This window comes from uncultured Methanobrevibacter sp. (assembly GCF_937898925.1).
Taxonomy (GTDB): domain Archaea; phylum Methanobacteriota; class Methanobacteria; order Methanobacteriales; family Methanobacteriaceae; genus Methanobrevibacter.
Genome location: NZ_CALDKF010000105.1, coordinates 1 through 16,601, shown reverse-complemented (window position 1 = coordinate 16,601; position 16,601 = coordinate 1). Strand labels below are relative to the sequence as shown.

Sequence of the window (16,601 nt, the reverse complement as noted above, 5' to 3'; positions counted from 1 at the left end):
GTTTACCATTGAAAAAAAAAAGTAGATATGTGAAAATTAGATTAGATATATTAAAATAGAGAATCTGTGAAAATTAGATTAGATATATTAAAATAGAGAATCTGTGAAAATTAGAATTCAAATAAAATAGTCAATTATTCCAAAGTATTCTAAAAATGCCTTCATCTGCAAGTAAGACCTTTTGCAGATTTTCTCATTTGAATATCCAATAGCGGATAAAACCTCACAGGTTATTGCAGGAATCTGAATCAAATTCGCTTCATCTTCAAGAGCCCCTTTAAATGGAACACCTGCACTTGGATATAATATCTTTTCAGAACCCACCTTTTCGGAAATATGCTCAGCTATGAAATAGCTTTTGGAGCAAGGGACTTTTGTGCAAAAGATTCCCTCTTTTCCAGGATTGGAATTAGGTGCAGATGAATGGAAATCACCTATAGCAGAAACTTCAAGATCCTTAGCCTTTTTTAGAATGATATTTGTAACGGTATGAGGCAAATGAGCAGACCTATTCAAATCCATACCATCAAGATACCTTGAATTTTCCATAGTGCTCTTTGGAGATGCAAATGGTATGGCATAAACAGTACCATTAAGCTTTCCATTTAAATTCAAATCATAAATATGATCTATTAAGTTCAAAGCAGCAATCTGTGGAGCCAGTTCATTTCCATGAACTCCTGCAACAAGCATGACTTTAGTAGGCCCATCCCCAATCTTAAGCATAGGAGTTCCCTTAATGGCTTGATTTAAAATAAATTTTGAATTGTCTGACAAATCAATGTTGTTGAATATGTTTCTGTTAGCGGATATGAATCCTCCGCTTTCAGAAGAAATAATCTCCAATTCCAAATCGTTTCTATTTAAATCATTCATCAAATCGCCTTTTTAAAAAAGAATTTACAATTAATTTTATCTTTAAAAATAAGTATTCTAAATCAATAAATTATTTATTTTTTATTTTATTTAAACTTAAAAACTATATATTATAAAAAACAAAAGTTAAAGTATAATTTAAACTTAAATTATAATGAATTACATATCAATTATGAAATTTAAAAATAAATTTAATTTAATTTACTAAATAAAAAAGTGATAATATGGAAAAAGTCGTTCTTGCATTCAGTGGAGGATTAGACACCACTGTATGTGTTAAATTATTGGAAGAAGAATATAATTATGAAGTAGTGACTGCATGTGTTGATGTTGGTCAACCTGCAGAAGAATTGCAAAAATCCCAAAATTCTGCAGACAAAATCAATACCGGCAAACACTATATCATTGATGCAAAAGATGAATTTGCTAATGAATACATTGCAAGAGGAATCAAGGCAAATGCAGAATATGAAGGATACCCATTAAGCACTGCACTTGCAAGACCTTTAATTGCAATGAAAATCATTGAAATTGCTGAAAAAGAAGGTGCAACTGCAATTGCACACGGATGTACCGGTAAAGGAAATGACCAATTCAGATTTGAAGCTATCATCAGATCAATGTCTGACTTTAAAATCATTGCTCCAATCAGAGAAATGAACTTAACAAGAACTGAAGAAGTGGCTTATGCAAAAGAGCACGGCCTTAACTTATCCTATGATAAAATCTACAGTATTGATGAAAACCTTTGGGGAAGAGCTATTGAAGGGGATGTGCTTGAAGACCCTGCAAATGAGCCACCTGAAGAAATCTATGAATGGACCAAATCTGCTGAAGACGCTAAAGACACCCCTACAAAAGTAAGCATTGAATTTGAGGAAGGTGTTCCAGTAGCTATCAACGGAGAAATGATGGGACTTGTAGACTTAATCAACAAGGCAAATGAAATTGCTGGTGAAAACGGTGTAGGTAGAGTAGACATCATCGAAAACAGAATGATTGGTCTTAAAAGTAGAGAAACCTACGAAGTTCCAGGTGCTAAATTATTGATTGCTGCTCACAGAGCTTTAGAGCAATTGGTATTGACTGTAGATGAATTAAGATTTGCAGATTACATGAGCACATTATATGCTGATTTAGTTTACGAAGCATTATGGCAAGAGCCCTTAAGAGAAGACCTCGACCAAGCTTTCGACCATATGCAAAGAAGAGTTAGCGGTGAAGTTGTAATGAAATTATTCAAAGGTTCCATTCAGCCATTAAGCAGAAAATCACCTTTCAGCTTACACAGCATTGAACAAATCACCTTTGAAGACAAGGAAACCGACCAAAGAGAAATCGAAGGTATGATCAAGTACCACGGTCTCCAAGCTGCTAACTATCAAAAATTAAATAGGTAATTTATTTATCTATTTAAATTCTTTTTTTACATTTTTTTTAAGACTAAACTCATTTAATCAATAATCTCTATTTAAAACAAAATAAAATCCTTCTTTTTTAAATTTAAGAAAAATTTAATAAACCAAGTTAATAATCTATTTTTTGAATCTTTCAAGCACTTAATTGAAAAAATTAAAAATTAGTTATAATATGCAAAAACTATATAAATATGAAAAAATAAATAATAATCCGAGAATAATATGTACTCAATTACATATCACCCCCTTTACATATGTTTTTTTTAAAAATTAAACCTTTGCATATTATTCTCGCTTTTCTTTAAACTATTTTTTGTTATTTTTAAATTCCAAGCAAAATTAACTATTTTTACATTATAAAATTTATCAAAATCACTTATTTATCTAAATTAAATTTTAGTGAATTTCCAATCAATTCTATATTCTCTAAAGTGTTTTTTGTCTTATAAACAATAATTTCCACCCCTTCATCATATGCCTTATTCAAAGTATGAGAGAACTTAGGATCATTTTCCCAATTAGGCCTAAAGCTGTTCCCATTAGGATGCTCGATTAAAAAAAATACGACTGCCCTGATTCCTTCTTTTTTAAGTGAAATAAGCTCTTCCAAGTGTTTACTGCCTCTTTCAGTAGGGGCATCGGGAAACTGTGCAATTCCATCCTTAATTAATGTAACTGATTTTACTTCAACATAGGCCTCATCAACCGGATTATTTTCATCATCCAAATTGGCCAAATAGATGTCAATTCTTGAATTGCCGATAGTCTTTTCAGATTCAACAATATCATATCCTGACAATTCCCTGACTTTACCATTCAAGATGGCATCGATGACAATCTTGCTAGCCTGTTGAGAATACATGGCAACAAGTGCACCATTGTTTTCAATCAAATGAAGAGAATACTTTGTCTTTCTGTTTGGATTATCGCTTGGCTTAAGATAAACAGTCACGCCATCAATCAATAGCTCCTTGCATCTGCCTGTATTAGGCAAGTGAGCCCTGACCATTTCTCCATCAATTTCCACTTCCGCGATGAATCTATTCGCCCTATTCCTAAAAATAGCCTTTACTAAATCAGTCATTTAATCACTTAATTAAAATATAAAAATAATATAAAAATAAAAAATTAAAAATAAAAATGAATAATCCCTTATTAAAAATCACAAGATAAAATAAATATCTGATTTAATTATTCAATTAAACCACTCATCACTGCTCCCAAATACTGTGTCAAGTCTTGAGCTCCGAAACCATATCCTTGAGCTTCATAAGCCAAATCTCCAGCTTTTCCATTAAGATATGGAGCAAGAAGCGCTGCATCAAAACTGCTTAATCCTTGAGAGAGTAAGCTTAAGGCAATTCCTGCCAATGCATCTCCAGTTCCACCAACAGTCATTCCAGGATTTCCAGTTCTGTTGATTTTCATTCTCTTTCCATTAAATATGAAATCATATTTTCCTTTCAATATAACGGAACCATCAATACTTTTTGTAATCTTATGAATGGCATCGATTTTATCGTTGACTTTTCTAAAGTCAAGATTCTCATTGTCTTCCAATTTGACAAATTTCTCAAGATTATTCAAATCCTCTTTTGAAACATTTTTAAAGAATGACTTGAATTCAGACAAATGAGGTGTGACAATCAAGTCCTCCTTTTTGGAAACAAGACTTAAATCAACTAATTTCAATGCATCTGCATCCAATACCAATGGCTTGTCAATCTTCATTGCCAATACATTGAATAGCTTGCCTGTTTCCTCATTTTGACTTGAACCTGGACCTAATAACACTGCATCAACTTTTGAGGCAAGTTCCAAAATGTCATCTAAATCATCCAAAGACAGGCAATCACCTTTTGCCTCTTTTACAATAAAGTCTTCAGATATTGCCTTTATGGCAAGAGCAGCGTTTTGAGGAGTGCAAATATAAGTCAAATCTGCACCTGTTGCAATAGCGGCCTTAGCTGAAATTGCAGGTGCGCCATAATAATCCTTGCTTCCTCCAACAATCAAAACCTTGCCGTTATTGCCTTTGTGGGAGTCTTTAGACCGGTTCTTTAATCTGAGCAAGTCTCCACCTTCAACAAATAATTCAGCTTCAATAGGAATTCCAATATCACAGGTGATTACTCCCCCTGTCTTTTCCTCACCAGCCAATTTGACTCCAGTCTTTATTTTATGGAAGCTTACAGTATAATCCGCTTCAACAGCAATGTCTGATATTTCTCCAGTCAATGGATCCAAACCTGAAGGAACATCAATAGCCACTGTCAAGCCATTTATTTCATTAATTAGTTCAACGGTTTTTCTAACCTTTGTTCTAAGTTTACCTTTAATTCCAGTTCCAAGAAGACAATCAAGAACAATATATTCACTGTTTGAGTCAAAATCAAGATTGTCCAAATCAGTAGAATCCCTAATGAAATCAACAGATAATCGTGAAACTCTTGGCTCCATATTCATGAGAATTTCAAGGTTTGTGAGTGCATCATCAGACTTAATCTCTTCTAGAGCATTCAAGCAGTAGACTTCCACTTCAAAGCCCCTATTCAACAAATGTCTTGCTGCTACAAAACCGTCTCCGCCGTTTCCGCCAGAACCTGTAAATATTATGATCTTAACCGGCTTTGAAAACTTGAAAGTTGAAAGGGTAGCTACCTCATCAGATATTGATTTTCCTGCATTCTCCATCAAGCACAAGCGAGAAAGCCCTAAATACTCACAATTATAATCTGTTGTCATCATGTCAATTGGATCCATTGTTTCACCTTAATCAATTTAAATAAAATTTTTATAGATTCACAAGCATATAAAAATTACATAAACATTATATTATATAATCAATCTAATAATTAAATATAAGGACAATAATTGAAAAATATTAACCAATGCTGAAAATTAAAAATTTAGAACTTTCTTAAGAAATTAAAAACGGAACCTGAAATGAGGAGTAATGATGAAGGGCATAAAAATCATATATAATTATTCTACAAAAGACAGGACAGGACTTTATGCAGTGCTCATTATTGTTATTATACTATTATATGGAATATTAGGATCCATTTATATTATGGGGTTGAACCTAAACGATTCAATATATTATACTATAATAACCCTTGCTACAGTGGGATATGGAGACATCATTCCTATAACTCCATTGCAAAAAATCTTTTCTGTAACATTAGCTCTCTCAGGAGTAGGGATTCTAGCATATATTTTTACATTTATCATTAGTTCAATTACACAAAACCTTCAAGATATGAGGAGTGGAAGAATTATGGAAAGGAAATTAGCAGACATGCAAAATCACTATATATTATGTGGATTTGGAAGAGTGGGTGTCGCAGTTTATGAAGAATTAATGAAAAGAAACCAGAAAGTAATTATTATTGAAAAAAATGAAGAGAAATTAGAGGATATGGAAGAAAATGAAAATGTGGTTTTGCTTAATGGAAATGCCACTGAAGACAAGACCCTTAAAAAACTTAATATTGACAAATCCTTAGGGGTGATAGTTACAACTGGAAGTGATGTTGATAATCTGTTTATCGTCCTTACAACAAGGGAATTGTATAAGGATGCCTAGATAGTTTCAAGAGCAAGCAAAAAGGAAAGCATTAACAGATTAAAACATGCTGGAGCAAATAAGGTTATTTCTCCTGAATCAAGTGGTGGAACTGACATTTACTTCGCAGCGGTACAACCTAATTTAGTCCACATAACTGAAAGGCATGGAGTCGATTTTATTGGAAATGAATTGGAAATCCTTAGAAAATACGATTGCCATCTCGAAAATATCGAATACCATTTCCATGGAATCAGAACTCCTGTTTCAAGAACAATTGGCGTTTTGGACAAAAGTGAAGAGGATAATTTTGTTGAAAGAATAAATTCTGACAAAAATGTCCGAGAATCATTGGAGACTATCTACAGCACTGTAAATGAGGTTCATTCCCATTGGGTATCCGGACCTGACCAATTCTTTTTAAATATGGCTATTAAAGAGCTTGAAAATGAGGGAATTGTTTTAGGGGTTAATTTAAGCTTTGATGAAATAAATGAGTTTACTAAACAATTTAAAGAGTAAACTCTTAACTCCTTTTTTATAATCTCAATGAATTAAAACTCAAAATCTATTTTCATTTCCATTAGATTTTCAGTTTCTTCAAGTTTATTAACTAGTCTTTCATCCAAATCAGGATTGTTGTCATTATAATCGATTTCTCCAAATTCGCTTCTAGGTGAGAAAGCCAAATGATCTTTTTCTAAACTAAACTCATCACCATCATTTCCGACATTTCCACGAGCATCAAGCCTAATCCACTTATTTGAATCTTCAATATAGACCGCATTCAAGGCATGAACAATATGGCCTAAACTATCATCCTCAGCTATTGTAAGGAGTTGATAACTGATTCCTGATGGAATTCCATTTGCTCTAAGAAGTGCTGCAAGAAGACATGATTTCATCCAGCATATCCCGGTCTTATTTATTAATGCATCACTGGCTGTCCTTGAAACTATATCTGTTTGTATATCCCAAGAGTGTGGAATTTCATCTCTGACAAAGATAAAAGCTCTTTTAATATAATCTGCATCATCACATGATTGATCTTTTAATTCCTGAACCTTTTCTTGAATATGCGGATTCATATAATCAATGCTTTTTGTCTCCAGCAAATATTCCTTCATCAGTCCATTCTCCTACTCAATAATTGTAATCAATTTCAAAATTTGTTAAAAAATAGATAAATAGATAATAATAAAAAAAGAAAAAGAGCGAGATAATAAAATTATCTCAAAATATTAATACACCATCTTAAGCTAATGTACTAATTATATTAAATTTTAATGAATTACAGAATTATTCGAATAATTCGTGTAATTTCATGATGTAAGCACCTAACTTACCATCGAAGTTACCTGCACTAATTTCAAGTACACCATCAACAGTACAAGCTGCCATAATACCAGCTTTCATAGCTGCTTTAACAGATTCTTCATCTACACCATCAATAACGATTTCAAATACACCGTCTGCATCTGGTCTGATGTCAGAGTCTACTTGGTCTTTTAAGGTTACACACATTTTTTCGTTAGTGGATGCGTTTAAGAATTTGGAATATTTGTTGGATCCTACTTTAGAACCGGAAGCAACCATACCACCAGGGAATGGAGTAATAGTACCTGGTACATGGGAAATTGCTTTTACAGCTAATTGTGCTGCTTTTACTCCAGCCATTACATCTTTAGCTAAAATGAAGAAGTTTCCTCCAGCTACACCATCTTTGTAACCGAATTCGGATTCCACTAAGAAGTCACCAGACATGATTGGAATGGAGTGTACTTTTCTGCCGTCAATGCAGCATTCTTTTTCGAAACCGTCACCGAAGAATTTGAGTTTGTTACCGGTTTTTAAGGTTTCTTCAGATTCAAGTAAGTTGAATGCAGCTGCAGTAGGAGCGGTTAATACACACATACCGATTCTTTCCATTAATTCGTGGTCGAGTGCTTTTTTACCACCTTGACAAATCATGATTGCGTAACCAGGTCTTCCGTCAGGAGTGCATTCAGCTGGTACAAAACAGTCAATACCTGCTTCAGCAGGACATCCGATTACAGAAGTTCCGTAACCAGTTGCTTCAGTTGCTGCGATTTTTGCAAGTCTTGGAGTTGCTGCAGTTACTAAAATTCTAGTTACTTTAATTCCGAAACCTTCTGCGTAAGTATCTTTAATTTCTACACCGTTAATTTCCATTTTTTCACCATTTAAATATTTAAATATCGAAAATTAGAATAAATTAAAATCTCGAGATTAATTTAAAAAAATTAAAGTTATCTAATTTATACTAATAATTAATTATATATTAATTCATTAAAATAAAGTTTCCTATTTGATTGTAAACATTCTTAGATAAAAAGTAAACTTTATTTAAAATATTTTCCAATATAATAATGATTATAATGTGAGTATAATTAAATTATAATGTTAAAACTAAAATTAAGGTGTCTAAATGGAAAGAGAAAGCTATTATTTTTTAATTCTGCTAATTGCTTTTGCAATATGCATTGGCGTATTCTGGTTCCAGTTCAATAATGATGTATCCACTTTTATGATAATCAATAATACTGAAGTTCAAGAAGGAGGGGCATTCAAGGGAGCATTGATTGATGCCTATGGAATGTCTGTGCCTAATAAAACAATTACATATCACAAGCCAGGATATCAAATGGGAACATTAGTGACTACGCAAACGGATGAAAACGGTGAATTCTTTATAGAAAATGCACAATACCTGGAAGATGCAGGTAAAGATAACTACTATGGCAATTTCACATTTGCCGGCGATGATAAGTATAAAGGATGCACTTATATTGGAAATGTTACTGTGATTCCAAATTAAATTAAAAAAAAGATTTTATTTTAAAAAATAGAACTATTGAATAGTTCAAAAAATTATTTAAAAAAGAAAAATTATTAAAAAAAGAGCTATTTTTTTAGCTCTTAAACTTATTTTTTTTAATTGATTATATTATTTGATTGATTTTTAGTTTTGAACTTTTTCTTCTAAAACTTCTTTTTCTTCATCATCCAAAACTTCAAGAACCGCTTCTTCCTCTAACTTTTCATCCTCTAAGACTTCAAGAGGTGCTTTTTCTTCATTAGAATCACTATCCTCGATTGATTCTTCTTTAAATGATTCTTCGATGGCTTTCGTATCTTCCTTATCATCGTTTCGAGACCCGGCAAGTGCAAATGCCTTATCTAAAACACTTGTTCCAAACATTGTAAGGAATATCAATCCTACAAATGTTGTCATCCAAAATGAAATCAGTCTTTCAACAACAGTTGCCGCTGCACTTATGGAAGCGGTAATACCTGCGGTTGCATAGAAGAGAATCATTATACCATCTACTGCACCGAGACCACCAGGAAGAAGTGGTATCATACCTACAAATGATGCTAAAATAAAGACTTCACCAATGATGATTGGACTGACATTGGCACCAAACGCTAAAAAGACTACATAAACCCTCAATATTTCAAAAATCCAAATGACAAAGGATAATGGGAGAGCATGATATAAGATGGTTCTATCTCTAAGCAATGCATTCATTCTAGCTTGGAAGACTTTAACTGCCTCAATAATTCTTTGCTCAGTACCTTCATTGAATTTCTTATATAATCTGCGAACGATTTTAATGATCCATGAAGTGAGCTTTACTCCAAAAGCCTCATTGATGCAAACATAAATCAATAGAATAACTGCTGCAGTGATTAGAGTGACACAAATCACTAAAAAAGCAATCAATTTAATATCCAATGAAAAAGTTAAGATTATTCCTATAATTGTTAAGATAGCGAGTATGACAAATGGAAATGTGTCTAAAGCCCTATCTGCAATAACAGTAGCAAAAGTGTCTTCAAATTTAAAATGCCCCTCTTTTGCTAAAAGATAAGCCCTTACAGGTTCTCCACCACCACGACCGCTTGGAGTGATGTTGTTTACAGCCAAGCTAACTAAAACCATAGGGAGTGATTTTTTTATTCCCAAATCCATATTAGCTGTCTTGTTGATGATATTCCATCTCCATGTGTATAAAAAATAAGTAAAGATCTGTATAACAATAGCTAATAAGACAAGCCATAAATTAGATAGTTTAAGTGCTTCAATGACCTCATCTATACCAATGAAGTACAGCATAACAGCCATTATCACCAAACCAAATAATAAGAATATCAAGACTTTCTTGTTTTTCATTTTATCAACTACTGTTACTTTAATTATCAAAAACTATTTTAAAAAATTGTAGATTAAATGATAAAAATAATCTTAACAATAAAATATTTAATAAATCTTTTATTTAAAATTATATATTTAACTTGGTATAGTTTGTAAGTATAAAAACAAAATAAAGAAAAATAACCATCTTAACCCAGTTTAGTTTGAATATATAAAAACTAAACTATAATAATATTTAAATATACAAAAGTATAATCAATATTTGTATGAAAAGGAAATATATCACTAAAGCTGATTTGTTGGTTGTACTCCATTATTTAGGATACATTATGCAAGGATTAGGTGTTGTTTTATTAGCCCCTATACTAGTTGCATTAATCTACGGAGAGTACATTAAAGTTAGCGCTTTTTTAATTCCTTGCTTTATCTCATTCCTTTTGGGAACCGCTTTCACTAAAAAATTCTCAAATTACAACAAGCTTAGACTAAAGCATGGAATGTTGATATCATCCTTTGCATGGCTATGGGCTTCACTCATTGGAGCTTCAATCATGGCTCTTTCATTAGATATCCATTTTGTTGATGCACTTTTTGAAAACATGTCTGCATGGACAGGTAGTGGAATGACTTTTTTTGTAAACGTTGAAATCTTGCCTAAATCTATCTTATTCTTGAGAAGTTTGGAACAATGGATAGGCGGATTGGGAATCGTAATTATATTTATCGGAGTTCTAATCAGATCAGGTACTGCAGCATCAAGATTATACAAATCAGAAGCAAGAGAGGAAAAGATCAAGCCGAACATTGCAAATACCTTAAGAAAGGCTTTGGAAATTTATTTAATCTATACCGCTGCAGGAATAGTTCTTTTTATTTTAGCAGGCCTTCCAATATTTGATGCAATAAACCTTACATTTACCAGCATTTCCACTGGAGGAATGTCAATTAAAAATGCAAATGTTGGATTCTATCAAAACAGCTTGGTTTACATAATCACTATGGCTTTAATGATTTTAGGTGCAACAAGCTTTTCCATCCATTATAAGATTGTCAAAACAAGAGGAAAATCTGTTTTGAAGGATGTTCAGTTCCAATTGCTTATTTGCTTGATTGCCATTGCAAGCGCATTTATTTTAGTAACAAATAAAAGGGTCCCCATAGAAGAATTGTTCACCATCGTTTCTGCAATTACAACTACCGGTGCAAATGTAGTTCCACCATATGAACTTGCAAGATGGGGCAGTGCTTCCCTTATTGTTTTAATGGTTTTAATGCTCATCGGTGGTTCTTCAGGATCCACTGGAGGGGGTTTAAAGCTTATTAGGGTCATTACTGTGATTAAAGGAATGAACTTAACCATCACAAACCTGGTTTCACCTGAAGGAAGGGTTGTAAGCACAAAAATTGGTGGAAAGAAAATAAATGAAAGGGAGATTAAAGAGGCATCCGCTTATATCGTGACATTCCTGATATTCCTTGTATGCGGATGGATCATTATGACCCTCTATGGCTATGACCCATTTACAGCATTATTTGACGTTATCTCCATACAAAGCAATAACGGTTTAAGTACAGGCATAGTCTTTGGAGGATTGCCAACCCCTTTAAAATTAACCTTGATTTTCCTGATGTGGATTGGAAGATTGGAAATCATACCAGTTCTAGTGGTATTTAGAACAATCGCGGGATTAATAAACCCAACAAGAAGAATTAAAAACATTAGGAAAAATGGTTCTAGTGAATAAAAAATCACAATCCCTTACCCTTTAGAATCTACCTTAAAAACACTCCTTTTATTATTGTTTTAATAGATAAAAACTAACATTACGAAAGATTTATAAATATAAATTGAGATATTAAAACAATATGTTAATTTTCATAAAAATTTTTGAAAATTACCACAAAATTAATGATTATAAATATTAGTGATTTTTAAGAAAATTATTGTAATTTTTATTCATTGAAAAAAAAGTTTTTAGGTGTTTGTTATGTATATTGTGATTATGGGCGGAGGTCGTGTAGGGCTTTCCCTTGCAGACCGTTTAATCATTCATGGTTATGATGTAACAATTATTGAAAGCAATGATGACTTATGTGATCAAGCTTCAGAGGAATTGGATGCAATGGTCATTTGCGGTAGTGGAACCGATACAAAAACATTGGAAGAAGCGAATATTGAAGAGGCGGATGTTTTTGTAGCAACTACTGGTAATGATGAATCAAACTTACTGTCCTGTATTCTTGTAAAGGAATACACTGATGGAAAAATCATTGCTAGAGTAAGTAACCCTGACCACGAAGAGGCATTTAAGAAAGTGGGAATTGATAAGGTTATAAGTCCTGAAAGAACTGCAGCAGGATTCCTCGAAAAAGTAATTACAAGACCAAATGTAGCAGACTTAATGGCATTTGGTGCAGGTAATGCAGAGATTTTGGATATGACTATTCAAAACCCTAAGGTATTTGGAAAGAAAGTTTCTGAATTCTCTCCAACAAAGGATTACATTATCATCTCTAAAAATAACGATAATCACGAATTGGAAATTCCACAACCTGATGACATATTAAGCAACGGGGACAAGATTTCCATTCTTGTAAAAAGAAATGCTTTTGAAAAAGCTGAAAAGAAATTTATGGGTGCTGGAGGATTATTCGGATTTTAAATCCCCAATCCCCTTTTTTTATGAATGAGATATTAATTCGTATATATTGAAACTAATTAATTCTGCAATAAAAAAAATGGAATAAAATAATAATTATCTTATTCCCATCATCATGCAAGACATTTCAACATGCTGATTTCCATTTTTCACCCAAGGGCCATGACCTGGAAGCAAATATTCAACATCTAACTCCTTTAAACGCATTAATGATGCCTTCATGTCATTAGGATCCCCACCAATATCCATACGGCCTACTCCACCATTTGAAAAAATGGTATCGCCACTGATAAGAATCTCGCCATCATATAATGATATTCCTCCTTTGGTATGCCCTGGAGTGTTTATAACTTCAAAATTAGCTATTTTATCTCCATCTTCAAGTTCAATATCAACATCATGCCTTCTGACAATTGAACCGAATAATGAGGAAACTGTCAATTCACTTTCAGGATCCCTAAGTGCAATTGCATCAATCTTATGAATAGCTATTTTTGCATTTGGGAAAAAGTCATTTCCACCAACATGGTCATAGTGACAATGAGTGTTTACAATCAATTCTATATCCTCTGGCTCAATTCCTATCTCTTTGATTTTTGAAAATAGGTTTGAATTGCTCTGACCAGTTCCAGCATCCACTAAAATGTAATCATATTCAGTATCTGAATCGGTATTGTCAATCAAATATGAATTGGAATCAGCCATTACACCTTCAATACAATAAACATTATTGATTTTTTCCATAATATCACTTAAAAAATTAATTTAAAATCTATTAAATATTCTTTAAGAAATAGTAAATAAACTTACCTAAAATAGACTAAAAAATAAGCAAAAAATGAAAATTATGAAAATTTACCTAAAATAAGCTATAAAAATGTGAAAATTGAAAAATCTAATAAAAATAGTAAAAATTAAGTAAAAATGGGGTCACAGGGATTTGAACCCCGATCCTAGGATTTCTCTTGCCTCAGTACTCCAATTGATCATCACAACAAGTACTGTTCAGTTACGCGTATATTTCTTCAAAGACAACTGGAGTCCCAGATGATGCCAGGTTACACCATAACCCCATACTTAATAGATTAACATATGAAATATGTTAACCTAAAGCCAAGAGAGAGATTTGAACTCCCGTGTAATTGGTCTGCAGCCAACCGCTTCGCCTCTAAGCTATCTTGGCATAAATAATAATACAGTATTATAAAGTATGTTTTAATAATATATAAACTTATTGATGAAATAAAAAATAAAATAAGAATTTTTGAAATTATAAAAATAGAAAAAAGAAAAATAGAAAAATGATAATAGAATGTAAGGAATATTAGAATTTGACTTGCTTGTCAAAGCCACAGATTTCATCAATCTCATATGCCTTTTCCAAACAGTAGTTCTTCTCCACCTTATAATTTCCATTTCTGGTTTTTTCAATTAAATCAGGTGATAGGAAGAACCATTTTGTGTATTTGAATTTAACACCAAGATAAGGATCTGCACCAAAAGTCTCTGAAAACTCTATCAAAGCATCTATTTGAGGATGATCAATGTAAATCTTGTCTTTAGTAGTTGTCTTTACTTCAATAGCTAAGTATGTCTTGCCGTTTCCTGCTATAACATCAGGCAATGGCTTTTTAGTAGCGCCTCCAGATGCTGGAGCCCTCATAGCTGCAAAACCTCTATCCCATAATTTGTGAACTAAATCTCTTTCTTCAGCTGAACCTTTTTTAGCCATGTTAAAACCCACTTTAAATGTAACCTAATTATATTTAGTTTATTTCTTTACATATAAATAAAAGCAGTTAGAGCATTTGAAAAGTAATAAAAAAATGAATTGGAACAATAAACTTCTTAAAAAAGTTAAAATGGTCAATGAAAAAGTAGTTTAAAAAGAGTTGAAATAATAAAAAAAGTTAAAAAATGGGGCCGGGGCCGAGATTTGAACCCGAGTCACAGGATCCACAGTCCCGTAGGATGACCGCCTACCCTACCCCGGCAAATGAATACCATAATAGGAATAAAAACTAAAAAATTAAAGAATATGCGGGAGCAGGGATTCGAACCCTGGTAGACCTGCGTCAACAGGTCCTAAGCCTGTCTCCTTTGGCCGCTCGGACACCCCCGCTACAAAGAGAGGGAAGGAGATTCCCAAATATCTTTCAAATATAAAAAATGCTCCGACCGGGATTCGAACCCGAGTCTTCGGCTCGAAAGGCCGAAATGATTGGCCGGACTACACCATCGGAGCAAAAAATACGAATGCAATAAAACTAGATTATACAATGGGCCCAATGGGATTCGAACCCATGACATCCCGGTTATGAGCCGAGCGCTCTACCTGGCTAAGCTATGGGCCCAAAAGCGCCGTCGACAGGGCTCGAACCTGTGACCAATCGGTTAACAGCCGAACGCTCTACCTACTGAGCTACGACGGCAAAACAACCCATGCTTGCAAATCATAGTTTTAAAAAATACATACTGAATAATACAGTAATATTATGTTGATTAACATAGTATATAAATGTTTCTATAAAAAATATTTGAAAAAATACCATATTCACACGTTTTACAAAATTTTAAATAAATTTATTTTACATAAAATATGGAATATTATTAATGAATACTGAAAAATTAAAAACTAATTTAAAATATAAAGATGAAAAAAGTTTTGTAAAAAATTTAATCCCAAAAAAATGGGACAATGAAAAGAAAAATAAATTTATCTGATATGAAAAAATGCAGATAATGGGTGAGTTATAGTTGCGCGATGTTTTTAAGTGGGGTAGCATAGTGTATTAATAACTGAATTTGATGAAAATTTTGTTTGTATTTTTGTTATACATTATTTGAAAGAGAATTATTATGAAGTAATTTTAATAGGTGATGAAGTTTTTGAGGGTTATCAATTTGATGGTTCATTTTTTGAGTGTAGCTTTATTAGAAAGTGTATATCATTGCTGGTGATACAAGACTATAATGTACTATTGATATCCTCTCTTGTTAATTGGGGAGTAACTTGTTTTTGTTGACTATTGGTTTGAGATATTATATAATTTAGTTAGATATTTAAGATAGTAAGGTGATATTTGATGGCTAAAAAGAAACAAAAGAAGGATAAAAATAAAAATAAGTTTGAATATAATAATGAAATAGTTGGTGTTATTATAATATTATTGGGAATTATAGGTATTTTGGGAACAGGAATTATTGGTAATATTATAAGAAGTTTTGCGATTTTTTTGGTGGGAACTGTTTATTTGGCGTTATTAGTTCTTTTGATAGTGGTTGGGATTTTTCTTATTTTGAAGAAAGCTGTCCTTTTTTTTATGTTTGAAAAAAATTCTAAGGGAGAAAAAATATGGCTTCTCCTCCTTTTGTTTCTATTCAAAAAGAACGAGGTCATCTCCGCATATATTTTTGGGGCAAAAAAATTTTTTCTTATAATGTCGAACCTGTTTAAATTATAAAAAAATACCTCTATATTAAGTTTAACAGGTGATAAAAATGATGAAATATAATATTGACACTATAGTAAATGCTCTTTCCTAAAAATACGGAATAAAGGATTTAAAATGAATATTTCATGCAGATGGCGGAATTAACTGCGAAACGGTCCACATGTCTGAGAAGGCAGGTTGGCGCAGTCATCGTCAAGGACAAGCGTATCCTGACAACGGGATACAACGGCGCACCTGCAGGCATCATGAGTTGCCGTGACAAGGGATATTGCATGCGTGACCAACTGGGAATCCAAAGTGGCACTCAACAAGAAAAATGCTTTGCGAATAAATGCGGATGCTGAACGAGTTCTTCTCATCCTCATACATCACAGCGGAATAGTGATTTCCGCTGCTGTCGGCGATGCTGTCGAAAATATCCGTGTGCTCATCAAGCTGACGATG

15 protein-coding genes, 7 tRNA genes and 1 pseudogene are annotated in these 16,601 nt (G+C 32.8%); 8 read left to right on the top strand and 15 right to left on the bottom strand.

Annotated features, from left to right (window positions below):
* Positions 1-117: 117 nt before the first annotated feature.
* Positions 118-876 (bottom strand): succinylglutamate desuccinylase/aspartoacylase family protein, encoded by a 759-nt coding sequence (locus tag Q0409_RS08325; protein ID WP_298536968.1) that lies wholly within the window; start codon positions 874-876, stop codon positions 118-120.
* Between the two features lie 224 nt (positions 877-1,100).
* On the opposite strand from Q0409_RS08325, the gene Q0409_RS08320 reads away from it, so the two are divergent.
* Positions 1,101-2,276, top strand: coding sequence for an argininosuccinate synthase (locus tag Q0409_RS08320; protein WP_296855665.1), 1,176 nt, complete (start codon positions 1,101-1,103; stop codon positions 2,274-2,276).
* 394 nt (positions 2,277-2,670) lie between these two features.
* On the opposite strand, the gene sfsA is transcribed toward Q0409_RS08320, so the two are convergent.
* Positions 2,671-3,378: a DNA/RNA nuclease SfsA gene (gene sfsA / locus Q0409_RS08315; protein ID WP_298536965.1), complete on the bottom strand. Its 708-nt coding sequence runs from the start codon at positions 3,376-3,378 to the stop codon at positions 2,671-2,673.
* 107 nt (positions 3,379-3,485) lie between these two features.
* Positions 3,486-5,057 (bottom strand): NAD(P)H-hydrate dehydratase, encoded by a 1,572-nt coding sequence (locus Q0409_RS08310; RefSeq protein WP_298536962.1) that lies wholly within the window; start codon positions 5,055-5,057, stop codon positions 3,486-3,488.
* Between the two features lie 193 nt (positions 5,058-5,250).
* On the opposite strand from Q0409_RS08310, the gene Q0409_RS08305 reads away from it, so the two are divergent.
* Positions 5,251-5,883, top strand: a complete 633-nt coding sequence (locus tag Q0409_RS08305; RefSeq protein WP_366940105.1) for an NAD-binding protein — start codon at positions 5,251-5,253, stop codon at positions 5,881-5,883.
* A gap of 66 nt (positions 5,884-5,949) precedes the next feature.
* Positions 5,950-6,384: a 3H domain-containing protein gene (locus Q0409_RS08300; protein ID WP_366940110.1), complete on the top strand. Its 435-nt coding sequence runs from the start codon at positions 5,950-5,952 to the stop codon at positions 6,382-6,384.
* 32 nt (positions 6,385-6,416) lie between these two features.
* On the opposite strand, the gene Q0409_RS08295 is transcribed toward Q0409_RS08300, so the two are convergent.
* Together Q0409_RS08295 and fhcD are read right to left on the bottom strand one after the other, a co-directional pair.
* Entirely contained in the window at positions 6,417-6,989 is a 573-nt protein-coding gene (locus tag Q0409_RS08295) for a transglutaminase family protein (RefSeq protein WP_298536957.1), read from the bottom strand.
* A 172-nt stretch (positions 6,990-7,161) separates the two neighbouring features.
* On the bottom strand, positions 7,162-8,055 hold the full coding sequence (fhcD, locus tag Q0409_RS08290; protein ID WP_295608497.1) for a formylmethanofuran--tetrahydromethanopterin N-formyltransferase: 894 nt from the start codon (positions 8,053-8,055) through the stop codon (positions 7,162-7,164).
* Positions 8,056-8,311: 256 nt separating this feature from the next.
* On the opposite strand from fhcD, the gene Q0409_RS08285 reads away from it, so the two are divergent.
* Positions 8,312-8,701 (top strand): hypothetical protein, encoded by a 390-nt coding sequence (locus Q0409_RS08285; protein ID WP_298536954.1) that lies wholly within the window; start codon positions 8,312-8,314, stop codon positions 8,699-8,701.
* Between the two features lie 144 nt (positions 8,702-8,845).
* On the opposite strand, the gene Q0409_RS08280 is transcribed toward Q0409_RS08285, so the two are convergent.
* Positions 8,846-10,060, bottom strand: coding sequence for a UPF0104 family protein (locus tag Q0409_RS08280; protein ID WP_298536951.1), 1,215 nt, complete (start codon positions 10,058-10,060; stop codon positions 8,846-8,848).
* 248 nt (positions 10,061-10,308) lie between these two features.
* On the opposite strand from Q0409_RS08280, the gene Q0409_RS08275 reads away from it, so the two are divergent.
* Both Q0409_RS08275 and Q0409_RS08270 read left to right on the top strand, forming a co-directional pair.
* Positions 10,309-11,787 carry a TrkH family potassium uptake protein gene (locus Q0409_RS08275; protein WP_298536948.1) on the top strand — a complete coding sequence of 493 codons (1,479 nt, stop codon included), beginning with the start codon at positions 10,309-10,311 and terminating at the stop codon, positions 11,785-11,787.
* Between the two features lie 243 nt (positions 11,788-12,030).
* The gene (locus tag Q0409_RS08270; protein ID WP_298536945.1) at positions 12,031-12,705 is read left to right on the top strand and encodes a TrkA family potassium uptake protein; all 675 of its coding nucleotides are present in this window, start codon (positions 12,031-12,033) and stop codon (positions 12,703-12,705) included.
* 93 nt (positions 12,706-12,798) lie between these two features.
* Here the strand turns inward: Q0409_RS08270 and Q0409_RS08265 are convergent, their stop codons facing one another.
* The 9 genes from Q0409_RS08265 to Q0409_RS08225 all read right to left on the bottom strand — a co-directional run bounded on the left by Q0409_RS08265 (position 12,799) and on the right by Q0409_RS08225 (position 15,134).
* The gene (locus Q0409_RS08265; protein ID WP_298537197.1) at positions 12,799-13,407 is read right to left on the bottom strand and encodes an MBL fold metallo-hydrolase; all 609 of its coding nucleotides are present in this window, start codon (positions 13,405-13,407) and stop codon (positions 12,799-12,801) included.
* A 220-nt stretch (positions 13,408-13,627) separates the two neighbouring features.
* Positions 13,628-13,775: transfer RNA gene (locus Q0409_RS08260), tRNA-Trp, on the bottom strand.
* Positions 13,776-13,813: 38 nt separating this feature from the next.
* Positions 13,814-13,885, bottom strand: a tRNA-Cys gene (locus Q0409_RS08255).
* Between the two features lie 141 nt (positions 13,886-14,026).
* Entirely contained in the window at positions 14,027-14,434 is a 408-nt protein-coding gene (gene hjc / locus Q0409_RS08250; protein WP_298536942.1) for a Holliday junction resolvase Hjc, read from the bottom strand.
* Positions 14,435-14,620: 186 nt separating this feature from the next.
* Positions 14,621-14,696, bottom strand: a tRNA-His gene (locus Q0409_RS08245).
* A gap of 45 nt (positions 14,697-14,741) precedes the next feature.
* A tRNA-Leu gene (locus Q0409_RS08240) sits at positions 14,742-14,824 on the bottom strand.
* Positions 14,825-14,872: 48 nt separating this feature from the next.
* A tRNA-Glu gene (locus Q0409_RS08235) sits at positions 14,873-14,947 on the bottom strand.
* Between the two features lie 35 nt (positions 14,948-14,982).
* A tRNA-Ile gene (locus Q0409_RS08230) sits at positions 14,983-15,056 on the bottom strand.
* Positions 15,057-15,061: 5 nt separating this feature from the next.
* Positions 15,062-15,134 (bottom strand) — tRNA-Asn (locus tag Q0409_RS08225).
* Positions 15,135-15,788: 654 nt separating this feature from the next.
* On the opposite strand from Q0409_RS08225, the gene Q0409_RS08220 reads away from it, so the two are divergent.
* Entirely contained in the window at positions 15,789-16,166 is a 378-nt protein-coding gene (locus tag Q0409_RS08220) for a hypothetical protein (protein ID WP_298536939.1), read from the top strand.
* Between the two features lie 116 nt (positions 16,167-16,282).
* Positions 16,283-16,390 (top strand): annotated as a pseudogene (locus Q0409_RS10400) (cytidine deaminase); the annotation flags it as partial.
* Between the last annotated feature and the right edge of the window lie 211 nt (positions 16,391-16,601).

Bases quoted from the DNA above. Each gene is read 5' to 3' on its own strand.
- Q0409_RS08295 (WP_298536957.1), bottom strand. From the start codon at position 6,989: ATGAAGGAATATTTGCTGGAGACAAAAAGCATTGATTATATGAATCCG.
- Q0409_RS08325 (WP_298536968.1), bottom strand. From the start codon at position 876: ATGAATGATTTAAATAGAAACGATTTGGAATTGGAGATTATTTCTTCT.
- hjc (WP_298536942.1), bottom strand. From the start codon at position 14,434: ATGGCTAAAAAAGGTTCAGCTGAAGAAAGAGATTTAGTTCACAAATTA.
- Q0409_RS08275 (WP_298536948.1), top strand. From the start codon at position 10,309: ATGAAAAGGAAATATATCACTAAAGCTGATTTGTTGGTTGTACTCCAT.
- Q0409_RS08285 (WP_298536954.1), top strand. From the start codon at position 8,312: ATGGAAAGAGAAAGCTATTATTTTTTAATTCTGCTAATTGCTTTTGCA.
- Q0409_RS08270 (WP_298536945.1), top strand. From the start codon at position 12,031: ATGTATATTGTGATTATGGGCGGAGGTCGTGTAGGGCTTTCCCTTGCA.
- Q0409_RS08265 (WP_298537197.1), bottom strand. From the start codon at position 13,407: ATGGCTGATTCCAATTCATATTTGATTGACAATACCGATTCAGATACT.
- sfsA (WP_298536965.1), bottom strand. From the start codon at position 3,378: ATGACTGATTTAGTAAAGGCTATTTTTAGGAATAGGGCGAATAGATTC.
- fhcD (WP_295608497.1), bottom strand. From the start codon at position 8,055: ATGGAAATTAACGGTGTAGAAATTAAAGATACTTACGCAGAAGGTTTC.
- Q0409_RS08220 (WP_298536939.1), top strand. From the start codon at position 15,789: ATGGCTAAAAAGAAACAAAAGAAGGATAAAAATAAAAATAAGTTTGAA.
- Q0409_RS08305 (WP_366940105.1), top strand. From the start codon at position 5,251: ATGATGAAGGGCATAAAAATCATATATAATTATTCTACAAAAGACAGG.
- Q0409_RS08310 (WP_298536962.1), bottom strand. From the start codon at position 5,057: ATGGATCCAATTGACATGATGACAACAGATTATAATTGTGAGTATTTA.
- Q0409_RS08280 (WP_298536951.1), bottom strand. From the start codon at position 10,060: ATGAAAAACAAGAAAGTCTTGATATTCTTATTATTTGGTTTGGTGATA.
- Q0409_RS08320 (WP_296855665.1), top strand. From the start codon at position 1,101: ATGGAAAAAGTCGTTCTTGCATTCAGTGGAGGATTAGACACCACTGTA.